A 19,464-nucleotide genomic window follows, 5' to 3' on the forward strand; every position below is an offset into this window, starting at 1 on the left:
CAGCGGGTAAGTTGGGTCGATATGACGACCTCATCCGGCCGTTCCTCGGACGCCCGCCGCACCGGCCGCTCGGTCGGTCAGTGGCTGCTCGGGCTGCTGATCCTCCTGGCGGTTGTGGCCAGTGTGCTCATGGTCGTCACCGACTCGCTGTCGGTGACCGGCACACTCGCCGTCATCGCGGCATTGTGGGCGGCGGTGATCGGCGCGATCCTGGTGACCCGGTTCCGCAAGCAGGCCGAGTCCGCGGAGGCCAAGAGCCGTGACCTGCGTCTGGTGTACGAACTGCAACTCGAACGTGAGATCGCGGCCCGCCGACAGTACGAGCTCGACGTCGAGGCCACCATCCGCAAGGAGGTGGCCGCGGAGTCCGGTGCCGAACTCGTCGCCCTCAAGGAGCAGGTGATCTCGCTCCGCTCGAGTCTGGAACGACTGCTCGGCGAGGCGCTGCCCGACGACCAGGTGGCCCTGCCGAACGAGAAGCTCCGTGAACTGGCCTCGGGTATCGGCAGCAGCGGTCTGGAACCCGAACGCTTCGGTTCGCCCGCGGGTTTCGGTGTGCACGACGACGACCTGCTGGCCGCGCGCGACTTCGCCGCGACCGCCCCGACCGCCGACGACGGCCGGCATCTGCAGGGGCATGTCGACCCCAACGAGATGACCGAGGTGATCCCGGTGGTCACCGACGACCCGCTGTCGGGACGGATCGCCACCGAGGTCCCGCTGCCGGCCGACGAACCGTCCTACCCGTCGTATGCGCCGTACGTCTCCGCCGACGACACCGAGGATGCGACCGTCGTCGAGGAAGCGCAGGCCGATGCGGCACCGGCCGAGGTGTCCGCCGTGGATGCGACCGGCGCCGACGACACCCCCACCGACGAGTGGCCGCCGTCGCAGCCGATCCCGGTGATCCACGGTCGGCACGAGGGCGCCGCTGACGTCGAGGCCCCCGAGGCACCGCACGCAGCCGAGACACCGCAGGACGACTCCGGTGCGGGCGACGCCGGTGGCCGACGCCGCCGCCGCGACGCCGATGCACCGGGCGTGATCGTCACCGAGGCGCCGGCCGAGACACCCGAGGACGACCCCGACGCCGCCCATTCGAACGGGCTGCCCGTCGCCGAACTGCTCAAGCAGTTGCGTGAGGCCGACAGCTCCGGTGGGCGTCGCCGCCGCCGCGACTGAACCGCTCACAGACCGTCGTAGAGAACACCCGTGGACGTCCGGACCGGACGACCACGGGAGTTCTCTCGTCTGCCGGTGATGCCTGTCACACGATTGGCCCCGGCTGCTCCCGAACGCCTAACCTTGGCCTGCAACGTCTGGTACCTGCGCCGTCGACGTCCCGCGAAACCGCTCCGGGGCTTCTCGGCAGCCCTGCAGGACTGGAACGACCTGGAGGACAGCGGTGACCTCACCGAATCACGACGCCCACGTGGCGTCTACTGGTGTACCCGCTTCCGCTAGCGGCCGTTCGGCCGCCATCCCGGGCATCACCAATCTGCCCACTCCTGCGCGTCTGACCGTCGGCATCGTCTCCGCCGGACGGGTCGGCACCGCACTCGGCGAAGCCCTCGAACGTGCCGGCCACGTGGTCGGGGCGGTCGTCGCACGATCGGCGCACTCGCGCCGGCGCGCCGCCACCCGACTCCCCGACTCGGCCGTCCTCGACCTCGGCGACGTCGTCGCCCGCGCCGAACTACTGGTCATCGCCGTCCCCGACAGCGAACTCGTCGAGGTGGTCGACCGGATCGCCGACTCCGGCACGCTCCGGCCCCGCACGCTGGTGGTGCACACCGCCGGGGCACACGGCGTCGGCGTCCTCGCCCGGCTCACCGCACTCGGCGCGCTACCCCTGGCGATCCATCCGGCGATGACCTTCGTCGGCACCGACGACGACACCGCACGTCTGGCGCAGGCCTGCTTCGGGATCACCGCCGCCGACGAGGTGGGGGAGGCCATCGCCTCCGCACTCGTCCTCGAGATGGGTGGCGAGCCGGTCCGCATCGCCGAGGCCGACCGCACGCTCTATCACGCGGCCCTCGCCCACGGGGCCAACCATCTGATCGCCCTGATCACCGATGCCGTCGCCGCCCTCGACGCGGCCATCGGCGGCCCCGACGGCAGTGCCCAGGCCGCCACCGTCGACGGCGATCCGGTCCGGCTGGCCGAACGCATCCTCGGCCCGCTGGTCACCGCATCCCTGCAGAACGTGTTCGACCTCGGCCGGGATGCCCTGACCGGCCCGGTGGCCCGCGGCGACGCCGCTGCGGTGGCCGCCCACCTCGATGCGCTGCGCGCCCTTCCCGGCGGCGGTGCCCCCGATTCTCTCGCCGAGGCCTATCGCATGATGGCCCGGCGCGCGGCGCACCAGTCCGATGCGCCGCACCCCGTTCTCGATGTTCTGGAGCCCCGATGACCGGCCATGTGATCGCCACGGAGGACAACCTCTTCACCCCGGGCACGGTGACCGTGCACCGCGACCCGGCGACCCTGCACCGGGTCAGCACCGCGCTGCGCCGCACCGGCAAGCGTGTGGTGCTGGTGCCGACGATGGGCGCGCTGCATGCCGGCCATCTGCAGCTCGTGCGCGCCGCCAAGAGCATGGGCAACACGGTGGTGATCGTGTCGATCTTCGTCAACCCGCTGCAGTTCGGTACCGGTGAAGACCTCGACGCCTACCCGCGGACCCTCGACGCCGACATCGCGCTGCTCGCCCCGCTCGGCGTGGAACTGGTGTTCGCACCCACCGAGTCGCACATGTACCCGAACGGCCCGCGCACCGTCATCCATCCCGGTCCGGCCGGCGAGATCCTCGACGGTGCTTCGCGCCCAGGACATTTCGCCGGGATGCTCACCGTCGTCAACAAGCTGCTCACCATCGCGGCGCCGCATGCGGCGTACTTCGGGGAGAAGGACTACCAGCAGCTGGTGCTGATCGGTCAGATGGTGTCCGACCTGAACATGGACGTCGAGATCATCGGTGTGCCGACGGTGCGTGAGGCCGACGGTCTCGCGATGAGCTCGCGCAACCGCTACCTCGATCCCGAACAGCGTGCCCTGGCCACCACCTTGTCGGCGGCCCTGACCGCCGGGGCCCACGCCGCCCCGGCCGGCGCCGACGCGATCCTCGCCACCGCTCATGCCGTCCTGGCGGCCGCCCCCGAGATCGAGCTGGATTATCTGGCGCTGCGGGGGCGTTCCCTGGAGGAGCCCCCGGTGAAGGGCTACGGCCGCCTGCTGGTGGCCGCCCGACTCGGCTCGGCCCGCCTGATCGACAACGTCGGGGTGGCCATCGGCCTCAGCCTCGAAGAACGCGACGCCGGAACCTGACCGCCGAACCCGCCGCCCCAGATCTCTGCAGCCCACAGATGATCCATTCCCACCACCGAAGAAACCGAGGGGAACACAAATGTTTCGCACCATGATGACCTCGAAGATCCACCGCGCCACCGTCACCCAGGCCGACCTGCACTACGTCGGCTCGGTCACGATCGACGCCGATCTCCTCGACGCCGCGAACCTGCTCGAGGGTGAGCAGGTCAGCATCGTCGACATCACCAACGGCGCCCGCCTCGAGACCTACGCCATCGCCGGCGAGCGTGGCAGCGGCGTGATCGGGATCAACGGTGCCGCAGCACATCTCGTGCATCCCGGCGACCTGGTGATCCTCATCGCCTACGGCGTCCTGAACGAGGAGGAAGTGCGCAACTACTCCCCGAACGTGGTGTTCGTCGACGCCGACAACCGGGTCCTCGAGTCCGGTGCCGACCCGGCCCACGCCCCGGAGGGTTCGGGCCTGCTCGACCCGCGCCACAACGACACCCTCACCGGCGCAACGGCCTGACGCCGGGCCGCGGCCACACCCGACTGGCATCATTGCGCCATGCTCCTCACCGTCGACGTCGGCAACACCAACATCCACCTCGGTGTGTTCGCGGGTATCGGCGAGCACGCGACCCTGGTGCGGGACTGGCGGATTCACACCGACCCGAATCTGACGGCCGACGAGCTCGCCCTGCTGTTCCGCGGGCTCCTCGGATCCGACATCGAGCAGGTGACCGGGGTGGCCGCGCTCTCGACGGTGCCGTCGCTGCTGCGGGAACTGCGCGTCATGGTGCCGCGCTACTTCGGTTCCGGTCCGCACGTCCTGCTCGAGCCGGGCGTGCGGACCGGAGTGCCGCTGCTGGTGGACAATCCGAAGGAGGTCGGCACCGACCGGGTCGCGAACAGTCTTGCCGCCCACCATGTCTACGGGGGGCCGGCGATCGTGGTGGCCTTCGGTACGGCCACCGTCGTCGACGCCGTGTCGGTCAAGGGTGAATTCCTCGGCGGTGCGATCGCACCCGGGGTGAACCTCGCCGTCGAGGCGCTGAGCGAACACACCGTCACCGTTCGGCGTGTGGAACTGATGCCCCCGCGCAGCGTGCTCGGCAAGAACACCGTGGAAGCCCTGCAGTCGGGCATCCTGTTCGGATTCGCCGGACAGGTCGACGGACTCGTCGAGCGGGTTCGGGACACGGTACCCGGATTCGACGGCGACGACGTGACGGTGGTCGCCACCGGTTTCCTCGCCCCGCTGATGTTCGACGAATGTCGTTCTCTCACCGCTCATCACACGTATCTGACCCTCGAGGGTCTGCGGTTGGTGCACGAGCGTTCCAAGCAGCAGGGGCGCGGTCGCGGGCGCTGAGGTGGTCACGCGATCGGTGCAGGGGTGGCCGAGAGCGTCGAGATGTGGCAGACTGTCTGCCGTGATCAAGAGCTGTCAGGAGTGTTGTCAGGGCTGAGTCCGCGTTTGTCGCGGCGGCCCTTTGTCGACCCTCCCGCTCATTTCGATCACTTTCGAGGTTTCTCTCCCATGACCGCATCGGTCCAGGTTCTCGCACCCGTCTCCACCCCCATCCCGGCCCCGGTCTCCGCTCCGGCGCCCGGCGCCCCGCTGTCGATCCAGGTGACCGACTATCGAGCCGTCGTCGCCGCGGGTGCCACCGCAGTGGATCTGCGCGCACACCACAAGCGTCAGACCGACGGAGCGCTCTTCGGGGCCCTCGCCGTCGACGCCGCCGAAGCCCTCGACCTGCTCGACCCGGCCTCGCCGAACTCGTTGCGTACGGCCACCGCCGACGCCCGCTGGATCCTCATCTCCGACGACGGCCACGAAGCCGAATGGCTCGCCTGGCATCTGCAGGCCCTCGGGGTCACCAACGCGGTGTTCGTCGTCGGCGGCTACCAGCGTCTGCGTCGTGCCGGCATCAACGGCCGCATCGACGACGCCGAGTTGGCCGTCTACTCGGCGCACTGACATCGTCTCCGGACGCGCCTGCCGGGAACACCCTCGGGCGGCCGGTGATCGTGACCGGCACCGCACCGAACACCGTCGATCCGGGGTGCAACTTGGAGTACACCGTGGACAGCGAATACTCTCACGTGAGTGAGTGACGCCCAGACTTCCCAGGCACCCGTGACCGCTGCACCCTCGTCCGACGACGACCAGACCCCCGAGCAGCTGCGGATTCGCCGGGAGAAGCGGGAACGCATCCTCGAGGAGGGTCGGGAGGCCTATCCCGTCTCCATTCCCCGCACCCACAGCCTCGCCGAGATCCGCGCCGCGTACCCCGACCTCGAGGCCGGCACCGAGACCGGAGACCAGGTCGGCGTCGCCGGTCGCATCATCTTTCTCCGCAACAAGGGCAAGCTGTGCTTCGCCACCCTCCAGGAGGGCGACGGAACCCAGCTGCAGGCGATGATCAGCTTCAACGGGGTGGGCGAGGAATCGCTGGCCCGTTGGAAGGCCGACGTCGACCTCGGCGACATCGTCTACGTACACGGCCAGGTGATCAGCTCCCGCACCGGCGAGCTGTCGGTGATGGCCGACGCCTGGGAGATGGCGTCGAAGTCCCTGCGCCCGCTGCCGGTGGCCCACAAGGAGATGAACGAGGAGACACGCGTCCGCCAGCGCTACGTCGACCTCATCATGCGGCCCGAGGCCCGCAGCATCGCCCGCACCCGCATCGCGGTGATGGCCGAACTGCGCAAGGCGCTCGATGAGCGTTCCTTCCTCGAGGTCGAGACCCCGATGCTGCAGACCCTGCACGGCGGTGCCGCCGCACGCCCGTTCAGCACCCACTCCAATGCCTTCGACATCGACCTCTTCCTGCGCATCGCCCCCGAGCTGTTCCTCAAGCGGTGCGTCGTCGGCGGTATCGAGAAGGTCTTCGAGATCAACCGCAACTTCCGCAACGAGGGCGCCGACTCCACCCACTCGCCCGAGTTCGCGATGCTGGAGACCTACCAGGCCTACGGCACCTACGACGACTCCGCGGTGATGATCCGTGAACTCGTGCAACAGGTTTCGCAGAACGCCATCGGCACCCTGACCCCCACCATGCCCGACGGTTCACTGTATGACCTGTCCGGCGAGTGGACCTCCCTGGAGATGTACCCGTCGCTGTCGGAGGCCCTCGGCGAGGAGATCGTCCCGGCCGGCAATGCGGACGAGACGACGGTCGCCGAACTCCTCGCGATCGCCGCCCGCGTCGGCCTGGAGATCCCCAAGGACAAGGGCTACGGCCACGGCAAGCTCGTCGAGGAGCTGTGGGAGCACATGGTCGGCCAAAGGCTGGCCCAGCCGGTGTTCGTGCGCGACTTCCCGGTCGAGACCTCACCGCTGGTGCGGTCGCATCGCAGCGTGACCGGCGTGGTGGAGAAGTGGGACCTCTACGTCCGCGGCTTCGAACTGGCCACCGGCTACTCCGAGCTCGTCGACCCGGTGATCCAGCGCGAGCGCTTCGTCGACCAGGCCCGGCTGGCCGCCGCCGGCGACGACGAGGCGATGGTCCTCGACGAGGAGTTCCTCACCGCGATGGAGTACGGCATGCCGCCGACCACCGGAACCGGTATGGGCATCGACCGCCTGCTGATGGCACTCACCGGCCTCGGCATCCGTGAGACCATCCTGTTCCCGCTGGTCAAGCCGATCCCGCGAGGCTAGACCGGCTCGATCAGCCACATACGGTGGTTGAGCAGGTCGTCCTCGCGAAGCGAGGCCGTCCGTGTGTCGAAACCTGTGTGGGTTGCGGCTGGAACGCTCCCACTTCTGGGGTGGTCACCACTCGAGGTTGGCGGGCGGAGATTTCGACTCGTCTCGTCGCTGCGCTCCTCGTCGGCTCAATCAGCCATACGGTGGTTGAGCAGGTCGTCCTCGCGAAGCGAGGCCGTCCGTCTGTCGAAACCTGTGTGGGTTGCGGCTGGAGCGCTCCCCGCTTGTGGGGTGGTCGCTACTCGAGGTTGGCCGGCGGAGATTTCGACTCGTCTCGTCGCTGCGCTCCTCGTCGGCTCAATCAGCCATACGGTGGTTGAGCAGGTCGTCCTCGCGCTAGCGAGGCCGCCCGTCTGTCGAAACCTCTGTGGGTTGCGGCTGGAGCGCTCCCCGCTTGTGGGGTGGTCGTCACCCGGGGTTGGCCGGCGGAGATTTCGACTCGTCTCGTCGCTGCGCTCCTCGTCGGCTCAATCAGCCATACGGTGGTTGAGCAGGTCGTCCTCGCGCTAGCGAGGCCGCCCGTCTGTCGAAACCTCTGTGGGTTGCGGCTGGAGCGCTCCCCGCTTGTGGGGTGGTCGTCACCCGGGGTTGGCCGGCGGAGATTTCGACTCGTCTCGTCGCTGCGCTCCTCGTCGGCTCAATCAGCCATACGGTGGTTGAGCAGGTCGTCCTCGCGCTAGCGAGGCCGCCCGTCTGTCGAAACCTCTGTGGGTTGCGGCTGGAGCGCTCCCCGCTTGTGGGGTGGTCGCTACTGGAGGTTGGCCGGCGGAGATTTCGACTCGTCTCGTCGCTGCGCTCCTCGTCGGCTCAATCAGCCACATACGGTGGTTGAGCAGGTCGTCCTCGCGCTAGCGAGGCCGCCCGGCTGTCGAAACCTGTGTGGGTTGCGGCTGGAGCGCTCCCCGCTTGTGGGGTGGTCGCCACCCGGGGTTGGCCGGCGGAGATTTCGACTCGTCTGGTCGCTGCGCTCCTCGTCGGCTCAATCAGCCACATACGGTGGTTGAGCAGGTCGTCCTCGCGCTAGCGAGGCCGTCCGTCCGTCGAAACCTCCGCCGGCCGACGTCGGCACGCGACCACCTCCGGGCCGCTCAGTCGACGCGTGAATACGGTGATCGATCCGGGCGCTCGGTGGTCTCGGGACGCCCCAGTTCTCGGCGTACCCGATCCAGCGAACCCGCGCCGGCGTCCACATGTGCCCACTCGGCACCCGGTGTCTCCAACGACCGTGTCTGCCGGCGTGCCACCGCGGCATCGGCATCCGATGCGTCCGCACCCCGCGAGGTGATCCGCGAGATACGTTCGGCCTCACCGAGTTCCAGCCAGATACCGACGAAGCCACATCCGCAGCCGTCGGCGACGGCCGCGATGGCCTCACGCTGGATGCCCCGGCCGAACACGGCGTCGGCGATCACGCTCATCCCGCCCGTCAGGTCGTCGGTGGCCAGTCGGTTCAGCTCGGCGTAGACGTGTGCCCCCATCTCCGGTGTGTAACCGCTTGCCGGGAGCCGGGTTTCGGCGGGTACCCCGGCAAGTCGTTTGCGCAGCACGTCGCTGCGCAGGATGCGGGCGCCCGGCGCCGGCGCGAGATCACCGCCGACAGCCCGTGCCGCGGTGGACTTCCCGGTGCCCGAGCCGCCGCCGATCGCGATCAGTCGAGCCGGTTCGGGGTCGGTGAACGCCAACGCCAGGTCGAGGTAGTCGCGTGCGCGGTCGATCGCACCCTCCGCGGCGCCGACGTGGGCGCGCACGGTCGCCCGCACCGACAGCAGGATCGGCATCAGCGCGAAGCCGTCCTCGTCGTCGGGGGAGAGGTCGAGGTAGGTGTTGATCACCACGTTGGCCTCGTGGCGCAGTCCCCGGGCCCACAGGTCCATGACCAGGAAGGCGACGTCGTAGAGCACATCGGTGGTGGCCATCTCGGCGTCGAACTCGAGGCAGTCGAACGGGACCGGCTCCCCGTCGATCACCGCGATGTTGCCCATGTGCAGATCGCCGTGCCCGTGGCGCACCCGACCGGCGCGGGCGCGGGCGTCGAGGAGATCGGCGTTGGCCGCGATCATCGCGGTGAGCCGATCGGTCAGCAGCGTCGCCCGCAGCGGGTCGAGGATCTCCGGGAACGCCGACATACTGCCCAGGTTGCCGTCGACGACCTCCTGGATGCGTGCGGCACCCTGCGGATCGGGGCAGATCTCCGACGCCGCATGCAGTTCGACGGTCCGCTCGGCCAGCCGGCGCAGCAGCGTGTCGTCGAGGGTGCCGGTCTGTGCGTGGGTGACGAGCAGTGCGTCGTCGTCGAAGCGGGTCATCTCCAGTACCCAGTCGGGGCCGTCCTCCCCGGCGACCTCGTGCAATCCGAGATACACGTCGGGGGCGATGCGGCGGTTGAGCCGCAACTCGGCGTCGAGCGCGTCGTGACGCAACGTCGGGGTGGAGAAGTCGAGGTAGCGGTAGCGCACCGGCCGCTTCATCTTCCACGCGCGATCGGCATTGAGGAAGATCACCGCGCCGTGGGTGACGATGCGTGTGGTCTCGACGTCGGGATCGAGAATCCCTGCCCGGGTGAGGGTCTCGGTGGTGGGGTCGGTGCCGAGCATCGTCATGACCAGGCCACCGTCCCGCGGTGCGCGGACCCGTCGGGTGCGGTCCACACCGCAGTCATCGTCCCGGCGACATCTCCGGAACCGGTTGTGTCCGTGATGATCCGGTTCACCTGCCACGCGTCACCGCCGCCCTGGACCGCCACCGTGTCGTCGACGGTGTCGCTCGCCGACTGCGCCTGGGCGCGAACCTCACCGCGGGCCAATGCCGCGAGCTGGGCGACGAACACCGGATCGGACGGGGCGTCGTAGACGTAGCGGATCCCGAGGACCCCGTGCGCGGCGGTTCCCACCAGGGTGGCGCCGTCGAGGTGGACGCCGCGATAGGTCAGGGGCACCACGTACGTGAGGTGATCGGCGACGGAGGTATCGGTGACCAGGAGGATCTCCATGCCCACCTCGCCTGCGGGATCATCGAGACGGAACCCGCCCGATCTCACCAGGTGCGGGGCATCCGAGCCGCGGAACCAGGGCTGGTCGGGCAGCCACGCGGTCAGCAACTCGAGTTTCGACGGGACGAGGGTGGTGTTGTGAATCGTCGCCACACACCCATCCGATCACAACCGGTCGATCGCCGCCACGGTGACGGTCACAGCGATTCCGGGCCGACGTTGGCGCGGTGGGCTCAGGCCAACTCGCGTTTGACGATCTTGCCTGCCGCATTGCGTGGGAAGGCGTCGACGATCACCACCGACCGCGGCACCTTGAAGTTCGCGAGGTGCTTCTTGGCAAAGGCGATCACCCGCTCTTCGTCGAGGTCGGTGCCGTCCCGCAGCGTCAGGTAGGCCCGGCCGACCTCACCGAGCCGCTCGTCGGGCACCCCGATCACCGCGGACTCGGTCACGCCGTCGAGGCGGGCGAGGGTCTGCTCGATCTCGGCGGGGTACACATTGAACCCACCGCAGATGTACATGTCCTTGAGCCGGTCGGTGATCTTCAGGTTGCCGTCGTCGTCGATGGTGCCGATGTCGCCGGTGTGCAGCCAGCCGTCGGCGTCGATGGTGGCGGCGGTGGCCGCCGGATCGTCGAGGTAGCCGCGCATCACCATCGCGCCCCGCGCCAGGACCTCACCCGCATCGGAGAGGCGGATCTCCATACCCTCGAAGGCACGGCCACAGGTGTTGGCCACCGTCTCGTCGTCGTCCTCCGGGGTGCAGGTGGACACGAAGCCGCTGGCCTCGGTGAGCCCGTAGGCGGTGATCACGGTGTCGACGCCGAGGTCGCGCTGGATGCGTTCGATCAGCACCACGGGCACGATCGCGGCACCGGTGACCACCAGCCGCAGCGACGACAGGTCGTGGGTGGCGCGGCCGGACTCGTCGTCCAGGATGGTCCCGAAGATGGTCGGGGCGCCCGGGAACACCGTGATGCGTTGGGACTGGACGAGATCCATCGCTGCCGAGGTGGAGTAGACGGCCAGCGGGACCATCGTGGTGCCGAACAGGACGCTCGGCAGGATGCCCGCCTTGTACCCGAAGGTGTGGAAGTAGGGGTTGACCATCAGATAGCGATCGGCGGTCGACAGGCGGCCGTTGGAACCCCACGCATGGGAACCGGCGATGGTCTGACGATGCTCGGCGAGAACACCTTTGGACTTGCCGGTGGTGCCCGAGGTGAACAGGATGTCGGAGAGGTCGTCGGGTGCGACGGCACCGGCCCGGGCATCGGCCTGCGTGCGGGTGTCATCGGTGCTGCGCGACAGGAATTCCGGCCAGTCCAGTGCGCCGTCGGGAACCGGGGACGGTTCGGCGGACAGCGGAATCCGGACCACCAGGTCGGGGAGGGCGTCCCGGTGCTCGGCGAGCAGTTCGGCCGCATGGTCGGCACCGAGGAACTCGCCGGAGACGAACACCGCCTTCGCGTCGGCACGTTCGATGACGTCGACGGCCTCGCCGGCGGTGTATCGGGTGTTGAGCGGGACCAGTACCGCCCCGGCGTAGTGCACGCCGAGTGCGGCGATCGGCCAGTGGAAGCTGTTCGGCGACCAGATCGCCACGCGGTCGCCGGGTCGGATGCCCGAGGCGATGAGCGCGGCGGCGGCGTCGGCCACCCGGGCATGAAGCGCCGACCAGGTCAGTTCGACGGTTTCGCCCCACTGGGTGTCGACGAGTGCGGGATGATCGGGCCACTGCCGTGCCGCGCGGATCAGTGCGGCAGGTGTCGTCGAGACGCTGTCCATGGCTCTAACCTAGCAAGTGCTTGGTAGGTTATGCTAGCGATCATGACCCCGATCAATCTCGCCGACAGGTCACTGGATCTGGGCGAATGGGCAGCTCAGACCCCGGATGCAGCCGACATCTTCGCCGCTGCCGTGCGCGAATGGCTCGAGCAGAACCTGGTCGGCGAGTTCGCCGAACTCAAGGGCCGGGGCGGTCCGGGCAGCGAGCACGAGTTCTTCGCACAGCGATTGGAATGGGACCGTCACCTCGCCGCGCACGGGTGGACCTGCCTCGGCTGGCCGACCCGCCACGGCGGCCGCAACGCGACCCTCGAGCAGCGCATCATCTTCCATCAGGAGTACGCCCGGGCCGACGCCCCCGCGCGGGTCAACCACCTCGGCGAGGAACTTCTCGGCCCGACGCTCATCGAGTACGGCACCGAGGAACAGAAGCAACGCTTCCTCCCGGGCATCGTCGACGTCACCGAACTGTGGGCGCAGGGCTACTCCGAACCCGGCGCCGGCTCCGATCTCGCCGGTGTCGCCACCGCCGCACACCTCGACGGCGACACCTGGATCATCAACGGCCAGAAGGTCTGGACCTCGCTGGCACACGTCGCGCAATGGGCATTCGTGATCTGCCGCACCGAGAAGGGTTCGACCCGGCACAAGGGGCTCAGCTTCCTGCTGGTCCCGCTCGACCAGTCCGGTGTCACGGTCCGGCCGATCCAACAGCTCACCGGCACCTCGGAATTCAACGAGGTGTTCTTCGACGACGCCACCACCGACGCCGACCTGATCGTCGGCGCACCCGGCGACGGCTGGTCGGTGGCGATGGGCCTGCTGCAGTTCGAGCGCGGTGTGTCCACCCTCGGCCAGCAGGTCGGTTTCGCCCGGGAACTCGAGACCATCACCGACATGGCGCGGGTCAACGGCGCCCTCGACGACCCGTCGATCGCCGCGCGGATCGTGCGCGCCGACATCGGACTGCGCGTGATGCGTGCCCATGCCCACCGCACCCTCGACGGCGACATCACCAGCGAGGCCGGTGCCGCGTCGGTGGCAAAGCTGTTGTGGGCCAACTGGCATCGCGACCTCGGTGAGCTCGCCGTGGCAGTCGCCGGGGCGGCGTCGCTGATCGGCCCGGACGCCACCGCCGAGGGTGTGCCCAATGACCTCACCCGCCCCGACCACGTCGAACTCGACCAATGGCAACGGCTGTTCCTGTTCACCCGCGCCGACACCATCTACGGCGGCTCGAACGAGGTGCAGCGCAACATCATCGCCGAGCGTGTGCTCGGCCTTCCCCGAGAGGCACGCGCGTGACCCAGACAACCGACTCCGCCGACGTCCAGACGGGCCGCTCCCCGCTGGCCACCCCGCCGGCGGAGACCCCCGGACACGGACTCCTGTTGGGCCGCAAGGTGGTCGTCACCGCCGCGGCCGGCACCGGCATCGGCTTCGCCACCGCCCGTCGCGCCCTGCTCGAGGGCGCCGATGTGCTGATCAGCGACTGGCACGAGCGACGACTCGCCGAGACCCAGGCGAAACTCGCCGGGGAATTCGCTGACCGGACCGTCGCCCAGGTGCCCTGCGATGTCTCCGACACCGCCCAGGTCGACGCCCTGATCGAGCGTGCCGCAAGTGAACTCGGACGCATCGACGTCTTGGTCAACAACGCCGGCCTCGGCGGCGAGACCCCCGTCGCCGACATGACCGACGAACAGTGGGACCGCGTCGTCGACATCACCCTCAACGGCACCTTCCGCGCCACCCGCGCCGCACTGCGCTACTTCCGCGGTGTCGAACACGGCGGCGTGATCGTCAACAACGCCTCGGTCCTCGGCTGGCGGGCTCAGCGCGGCCAGGCCCACTACGCCGCGGCCAAGGCCGGGGTGATGGCCCTGACCCGGTGTGCCGCAGTCGAGGCCGCGGACTTCGGGGTGCGGATCAACGCCGTCGCCCCGTCGATCGCCAAACATCCGTTCCTGGCCAAGGTCACCACCGACGACCTCCTCGACGAGCTCGCCTCCCGCGAGGCCTACGGCCGCGCCGCCGAGGTGTGGGAGGTGGCCGCAACCATCGCGATGCTCGCCAGCGACTACACCACCTACCTCACCGGCGAGGTGGTCTCCATCTCCAGCCAACGCGCCTGAAACACCGGTAACCACAGACTCATCCACAGATCTCGCCATCCAGGAGGACCCCATGTCCGCACCCCAGGCCTACATCGTCGACGCCATCCGCACCCCGGTCGGCAAGCGCAACGGATCACTCGCCAAGGTGCATCCGGCCGACCTCGGCGCCCACATCATCAGCGCGCTGATCGAGCGCACCGGGATCGACCCGATGATCGTCGACGACGTGGTGTTCGGCTGCCTCGACACCATCGGCGCCCAGGCGGGCAACGTCGCCCGCACCGCGTGGCTGACCGCCGGTCTGCCCCTGGACATCCCGGGTACCACCGTCGATCGCCAGTGCGGATCGAGCCAGCAGGCCATCCATTTCGCCGCGCAGGGCGTGATGAGCGGTACCCAGGACGTCGTCGTGGCCGGTGGTCTGCAGAACATGAGTGCCATCCCGATCAGTCAGGCGATGATCTCCGGTCAGGAGTTCGGCTTCTCCACCCCGACCGCCGAATCACCGGGCTGGCAGGCACGATTCGGCGACGCCCGGATCTCGCAGTTCGACGGCGCCGACCTGATGGCCACCAAGTGGGACATCAGCCGCGAGGACATGGAACGGTGGGCGCTGCAATCGCATGAGCGGGCCAAGGCCGCCATCGCCGCCGGCCGCTTCGACGCCGAGACCGTCGCACTCGGCGACTGCATCGTCGACGAGTGCCCGCGGGAGACATCGCTGGAGAAGATGGCCGGCCTGGCGCCACTGGCCGAGGGATCGCGCCTGACCGCCGCGGTGGCCTCGCAGATCGCCGACGGCTCGTCGGCGACCCTCGTCGTCTCCGAGCGTGCACTCGAGGAGTACGGACTGACCCCGCGGGCCCGCATCCACCACATGTCGGTGCGGGGCGACGACCCGGTGATGATGCTGTCGGCGCCGATCCCGGCCACCCGGTACGCACTGGAGAAGACCGGAATGTCGATCGACGACATCGACGTCGTCGAGATCAACGAGGCCTTCGCCCCGGTGGTGCTGGCCTGGCTCAAGGAAACCGGTGCCGACCCGGCCAAGGTCAACCCCAACGGCGGCGCGATCGCGCTGGGTCACCCGCTCGGTGCCACCGGCGCCAAGCTGTTCGCCACCCTGCTCAACGAGCTCGAGCGGACCGGTGGGCGGTATGGCCTGCAGACCATGTGCGAGGGCGGCGGAACCGCCAACGTCACCATCATCGAACGTCTCGGCTGATCATCGCTGCTGGTCACAGGTGATTCATGGGTCATCTGGACACGGGTGTCGCCACATGTGTGTGATGTGGCGCATACTATGGAGCGACAAGTGAGCGCATTTGTCTCAACCCGTCCCGCACCGGGGCGGGTGGAGGCGGATGCGGTCACGGTTTCGACAAACCCACGGGAGGGCGGCCATGACCAAGCCTGCAGATGTCACGAGCAAGATCGAGGGGCGGATCTCCTCGGAGGCGCACTCGATGACCGAGTTGCTGGAGATTCAACGCGCGGCATTCCTGCGCGACGGCATCCCCGACGCCGAGACCCGCATCGACCGCATCACCCGGCTGTCGTCGCTGCTACTCGACCACGCCGACGAGATCGCCGATGCCCTCACCATCGACTTCGGTTCGCGCCCCAAGGAATTGAGCATCGCCGCTGATGTCGCCGGCTGTCTCGTCGACCTCACCCACCAGCGTCGCGGTGTTCGCGAGTGGATGGCCGACTCGGTGTCGGCGAAGATCCAGGGGGCACTCGGATTCAAGCAGCGCGTGCGGCACGACCCGCTCGGCGTCATCGGCATCATGGGGCCGTGGAACTTCCCGCTGCAACTGACCTTCGTCCCGGCCGGTTCGGCGTTCGCCGCGGGTAACCGTGTGCTGATGCGGCCGTCGTCGATCACCGCCCGCACCACCGAGGTGATCGCCAAGTACGCACCCGACTACTTCTCGATCGAGGAGCTCGCCGTGATCACGTCGAAGCACGGCTCCGGCTCCGATTTCGCCAAGCTCAAGGTCGACCACATGTTCTTCACCGGGTCGCCCGAGGTGGGGGCGTCGGTCGCGCAGGAGGCGGCCAAGAACCTGGTGCCGGTCAGCCTCGAACTCGGTGGCAAGAACCCGGCCGTGGTCGACGTCTCCGCCGACATCGACAAGGCGGCCACCATGCTCGCCGACGCGCGCATGGTCAACGGTGGTCAGGTGTGCCTGTGCCCGGACTACGTGTTCGTGCCGGAGGCGCGGCTCGGCGAGTTCACCGACAAGGTGATGGCCCGCTGGACCGCGAATTTCGCCACCATCTATGACAATCCGGAGTACACCGCCACCATCAACCAGAAGAACTTCGACCGGATCGTCGATCTGATCGACGACGCGGTGAACCTCGGTGCCGAGAAGCGTCAGGTGATCCCCGGCGGTGAGCCGCTGCCGGCGGCCGAGCGTCGCAAGATCCCGCCGACCCTGCTCACCGGCGTCAAGGCGGGTATGAAGATCGCCGAGGACGAGGTCTTCGGTCCGGTGCTCACCGTGTATCCGTACCGGGACCTCACCGAGGCGATCAATCACATTGCCGGACATCCGCATCCGCTGACGATGTACTGGTGCGGCGACGACAACGAGAACTTCGCACGGCTCGCCGACAACACCCGCAGCGGATCGATCAACGGAAACGACTTCGCGCTCCACATGTTCGGTGCGGAACTGCCGTTCGGTGGCGTGGGCCGCAGCGGAATGGGTGCCTATCACGGCAAGACCGGCTTCGACACCTTCAGTCACGCACGCGCGGTGGCCTTCTCGAAGATGTCGTTCACCGTCGCCGAGATGATGTCGCCGCCGTTCACCAAGCGCGACAAGCGACTGACCGACCTGCAGATGAAGCTGTGGACCAAGCTGAATGCACGCGCACAGAAGAAGGTGCGCCGCCGCTGATCGGCGAGGCGTGTGTGGCCGCCCTCATACCCAAGCGCTTGCTAGGGTATGGGGGTGGCTTCACGTAATGGTTCTTCTCGTCGCGAGGAACTGCTGACGACCGCCAGTCGCATGTTCGCCGAGCAAGGACTCCGGTCCACCACGGTTCGTGACATCGCCGACGCCGCGGGCATCCTGTCCGGCAGTCTCTATCACCACTTCGACTCCAAGGAATCGATGGTCGACGAGATCCTGCGCGGCTACCTCGACAAACTCTTCACGCGGTACCAGGAGATCGCCGCATCCGGACTCTCGGCCACCGACACGTTGCAGCAGTTGGTGGTCGCCTCGTTCGAGTCGATCGACGCCGACCGCAACGCCGTCGCGATCTATCAGGACGAGGCCAAACGGCTTGCGTCGCAAGAACGATTCGCCTACCTGGGGGAGCGCAACACCGAGTTCCGCGACCTGTGGCGCACGGTACTCACCCGGGGGGTCGCCGACGGCGAGTTCCGCTCCGACCTCGACGTCGAACTGGTCTACCGATTCCTGCGTGACACCGTCTGGGTGGCTGTGCGCTGGTATCGCCCCGGCGGGTCGCTGTCGGTCGACGACATCGCCAAGCAGTATCTGTCCGTCGTGCTCGACGGGATTCTGCCGCGCTGACCTGGTGCGCCCGGGCTCGGTTCCCAATACTTGGTATCCCTAGTAAGTTGTGATGGAAGCTACACCGCGCAACGGACGAAGGGTTGGTCATGGGATACAGCGAGACGACGCAGTCGGCTATCGCCACGGCACGCGAGCACTCGATCGGGGCGCTCCTGCACCGTACGGCGCAGCGCTACCCCGACAAGACGGCCGTGATCAACGGCGACGTGACCCTGACCTTCGCCGAGTTCGACGCCGCGGTGAACCGTGCGGCCAACGCACTCGCCGCCCGCGGCCTGCAGCGCGGTGACCGCCTCGCCCTGATCAGCCACAACTGCTGGCAGTTCGGTGTCCTCAACTTCGCCGCGGCACGCATCGGCGTCATCCTCGTCCCGGTGAACTTCGGACTCGGCGCCGACGAGATCGCCTTCATCCTCGCCCACAGCGGTGCGCGCGGTGTGATCACCGAAGACGCACTCGGACAGACGATCTCCGATGCCATCGAGCGCGCTGCGGTCGTCGTCGACATCCGCGGCTGGATCGCATTGTCGGGGACGGCGGCACCGGAGGGGTGGGAGGACGTCACCGCGTGGATGACCGCCGGCGACGCGAGCGACCCCGGCATCGTCGTCGGTGACGACGAGCCGGTGCGCATGATGTACACCTCCGGTACCGAATCCCGGCCGAAAGGTGTTCTGCTGTCGAGTAAGTCGCTGATCACGCAGTACATGTCGTGCATCATCGACGGCGGTATGGAGACCACCGACGTCGAGATCCACTCGTTGCCGATGTACCACTGCGCCCAGCTCGACTGCTTCTTCTCCACCGACATCTACCTCGGTGCCACCAGCATCATCCTGCCCGCACCCGATCCGGCGACGATCCTCGCGACCATCGAATCGCAGGGTGTCACCAAGCTGTTCTGCCCGCCGACCGTGTGGATCTCGTTGCTGCGTCACCCCGACTTCGACACCCGCGACCTCTCGTCGCTGCGCAAGGGCTATTACGGTGCATCGCCGATGCCGGTCGAGGTGCTGCGTGAGCTCGCCAGTCGCCTGCCCGACGTGCAGCTGTGGAACTTCTACGGCCAGACCGAGATGAGCCCGATCGCAACGATTCTGCAGCCGCAGGACCAGATCGAGCGGGCCGGTTCAGCCGGTCGCGCCGCGCTCAATGTGGAGACCATCGTCGTCGACGACGACGACAACCCGGTGCCGGTCGGCGAGGTCGGCGAGATCGTGCACCGGAGTCCGCATGCGGCACTGGGCTATTACAACGACGAGGAGAAGACCGCTGCGGCGTTCCGTAACGGCTGGTTCCACTCCGGCGACCTCGGGATCATAGACGAGGACGGCTACCTGTCGGTGGTCGACCGCAAGAAGGACATGATCAAGACCGGCGGTGAGAATGTCGCCTCACGCGAGGTGGAGGAAGCGATCTACCTGCTCGACGGTGTCGCCGAGGTCGCGGTCTTCGGTGTGCCGCACCCGAAGTGGATCGAGGCCGTGACCGCGGTGATCGTCCCCAAGGCCGGTGCAGAGCTCACCGAGGAATCCGTCGCCGATCACCTGGCCTCCGTGCTGGCCGGTTACAAGCGACCCAAGTACGTCGTCTTCGTCGACGCGCTGCCGAAGAATCCGAGCGGCAAGATCCTCAAGAAGGAGTTGCGCGTCGAGCACAAGGGCATCGCCGGGTAAGGACACACTGCGGCGTCGACTCCCGTTCCTCGGAATCGGGCATGGTGTGTGTAGGGACCTGTGCTGGTTGCGCTGGCGAGTTCGGTCGGAGGTGGTTTCGGCGCGCCTCGTATATGGCCCGTTGGTGATTGAGCCGGGACCGAGCATCGCGAGGACCCGTGTCGAAATCTCCGCAGCGTGCGTTGGGTGGTGACCGCCTGGCGGGATGGTCGCGTTGGCGACGTCGGCTGTCTGAGGTTTCGACACTCTCGTCGCTTGGCTGACCCCTTGAATCCGCACTTCGCTCCTCGTCG

At 68.0% G+C, this 19,464-nt stretch carries 16 protein-coding genes; 13 read left to right on the forward strand and 3 right to left on the reverse strand.

What is annotated here, in order from left to right; genetic code table 11:
* The first annotated feature begins 21 nt into the window (after nucleotides 1–21).
* The 7 genes from Q9K23_RS16575 to lysS all read left to right on the forward strand — a co-directional run bounded on the left by Q9K23_RS16575 (nucleotide 22) and on the right by lysS (nucleotide 6,991).
* A complete protein-coding gene (locus Q9K23_RS16575; RefSeq protein WP_053776937.1) occupies nucleotides 22–1,182 on the forward strand; it encodes a DUF6779 domain-containing protein in 1,161 nt (386 codons plus the stop codon).
* A gap of 250 nt (nucleotides 1,183–1,432) precedes the next feature.
* Nucleotides 1,433–2,416, forward strand: coding sequence for a DUF2520 domain-containing protein (locus Q9K23_RS16580; protein ID WP_305950551.1), 984 nt, complete (start codon nucleotides 1,433–1,435; stop codon nucleotides 2,414–2,416).
* Nucleotides 2,413–3,330 carry a pantoate--beta-alanine ligase gene (gene panC / locus Q9K23_RS16585; RefSeq protein ID WP_053776938.1) on the forward strand — a complete coding sequence of 306 codons (918 nt, stop codon included), beginning with the start codon at nucleotides 2,413–2,415 and terminating at the stop codon, nucleotides 3,328–3,330. The genes Q9K23_RS16580 and panC overlap by 4 nt, the downstream gene beginning before the upstream one ends.
* 79 nt (nucleotides 3,331–3,409) lie before the next feature.
* Nucleotides 3,410–3,844, forward strand: a complete 435-nt coding sequence (gene panD, locus Q9K23_RS16590; RefSeq protein ID WP_020792618.1) for an aspartate 1-decarboxylase — start codon at nucleotides 3,410–3,412, stop codon at nucleotides 3,842–3,844.
* 39 nt (nucleotides 3,845–3,883) lie between these two features.
* A complete protein-coding gene (locus tag Q9K23_RS16595; protein WP_020792615.1) occupies nucleotides 3,884–4,690 on the forward strand; it encodes a type III pantothenate kinase in 807 nt (268 codons plus the stop codon).
* 168 nt (nucleotides 4,691–4,858) lie between these two features.
* Complete coding sequence (locus Q9K23_RS16600) at nucleotides 4,859–5,302, forward strand: hypothetical protein (RefSeq protein ID WP_020792614.1); 444 nt, start codon at nucleotides 4,859–4,861, stop codon at nucleotides 5,300–5,302.
* A gap of 129 nt (nucleotides 5,303–5,431) precedes the next feature.
* A complete protein-coding gene (gene lysS / locus Q9K23_RS16605) occupies nucleotides 5,432–6,991 on the forward strand; it encodes a lysine--tRNA ligase (RefSeq protein ID WP_187343534.1) in 1,560 nt (519 codons plus the stop codon).
* Nucleotides 6,992–8,127: 1,136 nt separating this feature from the next.
* Here lysS and Q9K23_RS16610 read toward each other — a convergent pair.
* The 3 genes from Q9K23_RS16610 to Q9K23_RS16620 form a co-directional block, all read right to left on the reverse strand.
* The gene (locus Q9K23_RS16610) at nucleotides 8,128–9,639 is read right to left on the reverse strand and encodes an AAA family ATPase (protein ID WP_082365777.1); all 1,512 of its coding nucleotides are present in this window, start codon (nucleotides 9,637–9,639) and stop codon (nucleotides 8,128–8,130) included.
* Nucleotides 9,636–10,181: a hypothetical protein gene (locus tag Q9K23_RS16615; RefSeq protein ID WP_053776699.1), complete on the reverse strand. Its 546-nt coding sequence runs from the start codon at nucleotides 10,179–10,181 to the stop codon at nucleotides 9,636–9,638. The genes Q9K23_RS16610 and Q9K23_RS16615 overlap by 4 nt, the downstream gene beginning before the upstream one ends.
* A gap of 80 nt (nucleotides 10,182–10,261) precedes the next feature.
* Nucleotides 10,262–11,815 (reverse strand): FadD3 family acyl-CoA ligase, encoded by a 1,554-nt coding sequence (locus Q9K23_RS16620; protein WP_020792907.1) that lies wholly within the window; start codon nucleotides 11,813–11,815, stop codon nucleotides 10,262–10,264.
* Between the two features lie 42 nt (nucleotides 11,816–11,857).
* Here Q9K23_RS16620 and Q9K23_RS16625 point away from each other — a divergent pair, with 42 nt between their 5' ends.
* The 6 genes from Q9K23_RS16625 to Q9K23_RS16650 all read left to right on the forward strand — a co-directional run bounded on the left by Q9K23_RS16625 (nucleotide 11,858) and on the right by Q9K23_RS16650 (nucleotide 19,171).
* Complete coding sequence (locus Q9K23_RS16625) at nucleotides 11,858–13,120, forward strand: acyl-CoA dehydrogenase family protein (protein WP_020792908.1); 1,263 nt, start codon at nucleotides 11,858–11,860, stop codon at nucleotides 13,118–13,120.
* A complete protein-coding gene (locus Q9K23_RS16630) occupies nucleotides 13,117–13,950 on the forward strand; it encodes an SDR family oxidoreductase (RefSeq protein WP_053776700.1) in 834 nt (277 codons plus the stop codon). Before Q9K23_RS16625 ends, Q9K23_RS16630 begins: the two co-directional genes overlap by 4 nt.
* 52 nt (nucleotides 13,951–14,002) lie before the next feature.
* Nucleotides 14,003–15,160, forward strand: a complete 1,158-nt coding sequence (locus Q9K23_RS16635; protein WP_020791495.1) for an acetyl-CoA C-acetyltransferase — start codon at nucleotides 14,003–14,005, stop codon at nucleotides 15,158–15,160.
* Nucleotides 15,161–15,338: 178 nt separating this feature from the next.
* Complete coding sequence (locus Q9K23_RS16640) at nucleotides 15,339–16,847, forward strand: aldehyde dehydrogenase family protein (protein WP_053776701.1); 1,509 nt, start codon at nucleotides 15,339–15,341, stop codon at nucleotides 16,845–16,847.
* A 48-nt stretch (nucleotides 16,848–16,895) separates the two neighbouring features.
* Complete coding sequence (locus tag Q9K23_RS16645; RefSeq protein ID WP_187343525.1) at nucleotides 16,896–17,492, forward strand: TetR/AcrR family transcriptional regulator; 597 nt, start codon at nucleotides 16,896–16,898, stop codon at nucleotides 17,490–17,492.
* Between the two features lie 89 nt (nucleotides 17,493–17,581).
* The gene (locus tag Q9K23_RS16650; protein WP_020791502.1) at nucleotides 17,582–19,171 is read left to right on the forward strand and encodes an acyl-CoA synthetase; all 1,590 of its coding nucleotides are present in this window, start codon (nucleotides 17,582–17,584) and stop codon (nucleotides 19,169–19,171) included.
* Nucleotides 19,172–19,464: the final 293 nt, after the last annotated feature.

The sequence above is a fragment of the Gordonia sp. NB41Y genome, from assembly GCF_030718915.1.
GTDB classification, from domain to species: domain Bacteria; phylum Actinomycetota; class Actinomycetes; order Mycobacteriales; family Mycobacteriaceae; genus Gordonia; species Gordonia desulfuricans.

Bases quoted from the DNA above. Each gene is read 5' to 3' on its own strand.
- Q9K23_RS16625 (WP_020792908.1), top strand. From the start codon at position 11,858: ATGACCCCGATCAATCTCGCCGACAGGTCACTGGATCTGGGCGAATGG.
- Q9K23_RS16595 (WP_020792615.1), top strand. From the start codon at position 3,884: ATGCTCCTCACCGTCGACGTCGGCAACACCAACATCCACCTCGGTGTG.
- Q9K23_RS16650 (WP_020791502.1), top strand. From the start codon at position 17,582: ATGGGATACAGCGAGACGACGCAGTCGGCTATCGCCACGGCACGCGAG.
- Q9K23_RS16645 (WP_187343525.1), top strand. From the start codon at position 16,896: ATGGGGGTGGCTTCACGTAATGGTTCTTCTCGTCGCGAGGAACTGCTG.
- Q9K23_RS16620 (WP_020792907.1), bottom strand. From the start codon at position 11,815: ATGGACAGCGTCTCGACGACACCTGCCGCACTGATCCGCGCGGCACGG.
- Q9K23_RS16640 (WP_053776701.1), top strand. From the start codon at position 15,339: ATGACCAAGCCTGCAGATGTCACGAGCAAGATCGAGGGGCGGATCTCC.
- Q9K23_RS16600 (WP_020792614.1), top strand. From the start codon at position 4,859: ATGACCGCATCGGTCCAGGTTCTCGCACCCGTCTCCACCCCCATCCCG.
- panC (WP_053776938.1), top strand. From the start codon at position 2,413: ATGACCGGCCATGTGATCGCCACGGAGGACAACCTCTTCACCCCGGGC.
- Q9K23_RS16575 (WP_053776937.1), top strand. From the start codon at position 22: ATGACGACCTCATCCGGCCGTTCCTCGGACGCCCGCCGCACCGGCCGC.
- panD (WP_020792618.1), top strand. From the start codon at position 3,410: ATGTTTCGCACCATGATGACCTCGAAGATCCACCGCGCCACCGTCACC.
- Q9K23_RS16610 (WP_082365777.1), bottom strand. From the start codon at position 9,639: ATGACGATGCTCGGCACCGACCCCACCACCGAGACCCTCACCCGGGCA.
- Q9K23_RS16635 (WP_020791495.1), top strand. From the start codon at position 14,003: ATGTCCGCACCCCAGGCCTACATCGTCGACGCCATCCGCACCCCGGTC.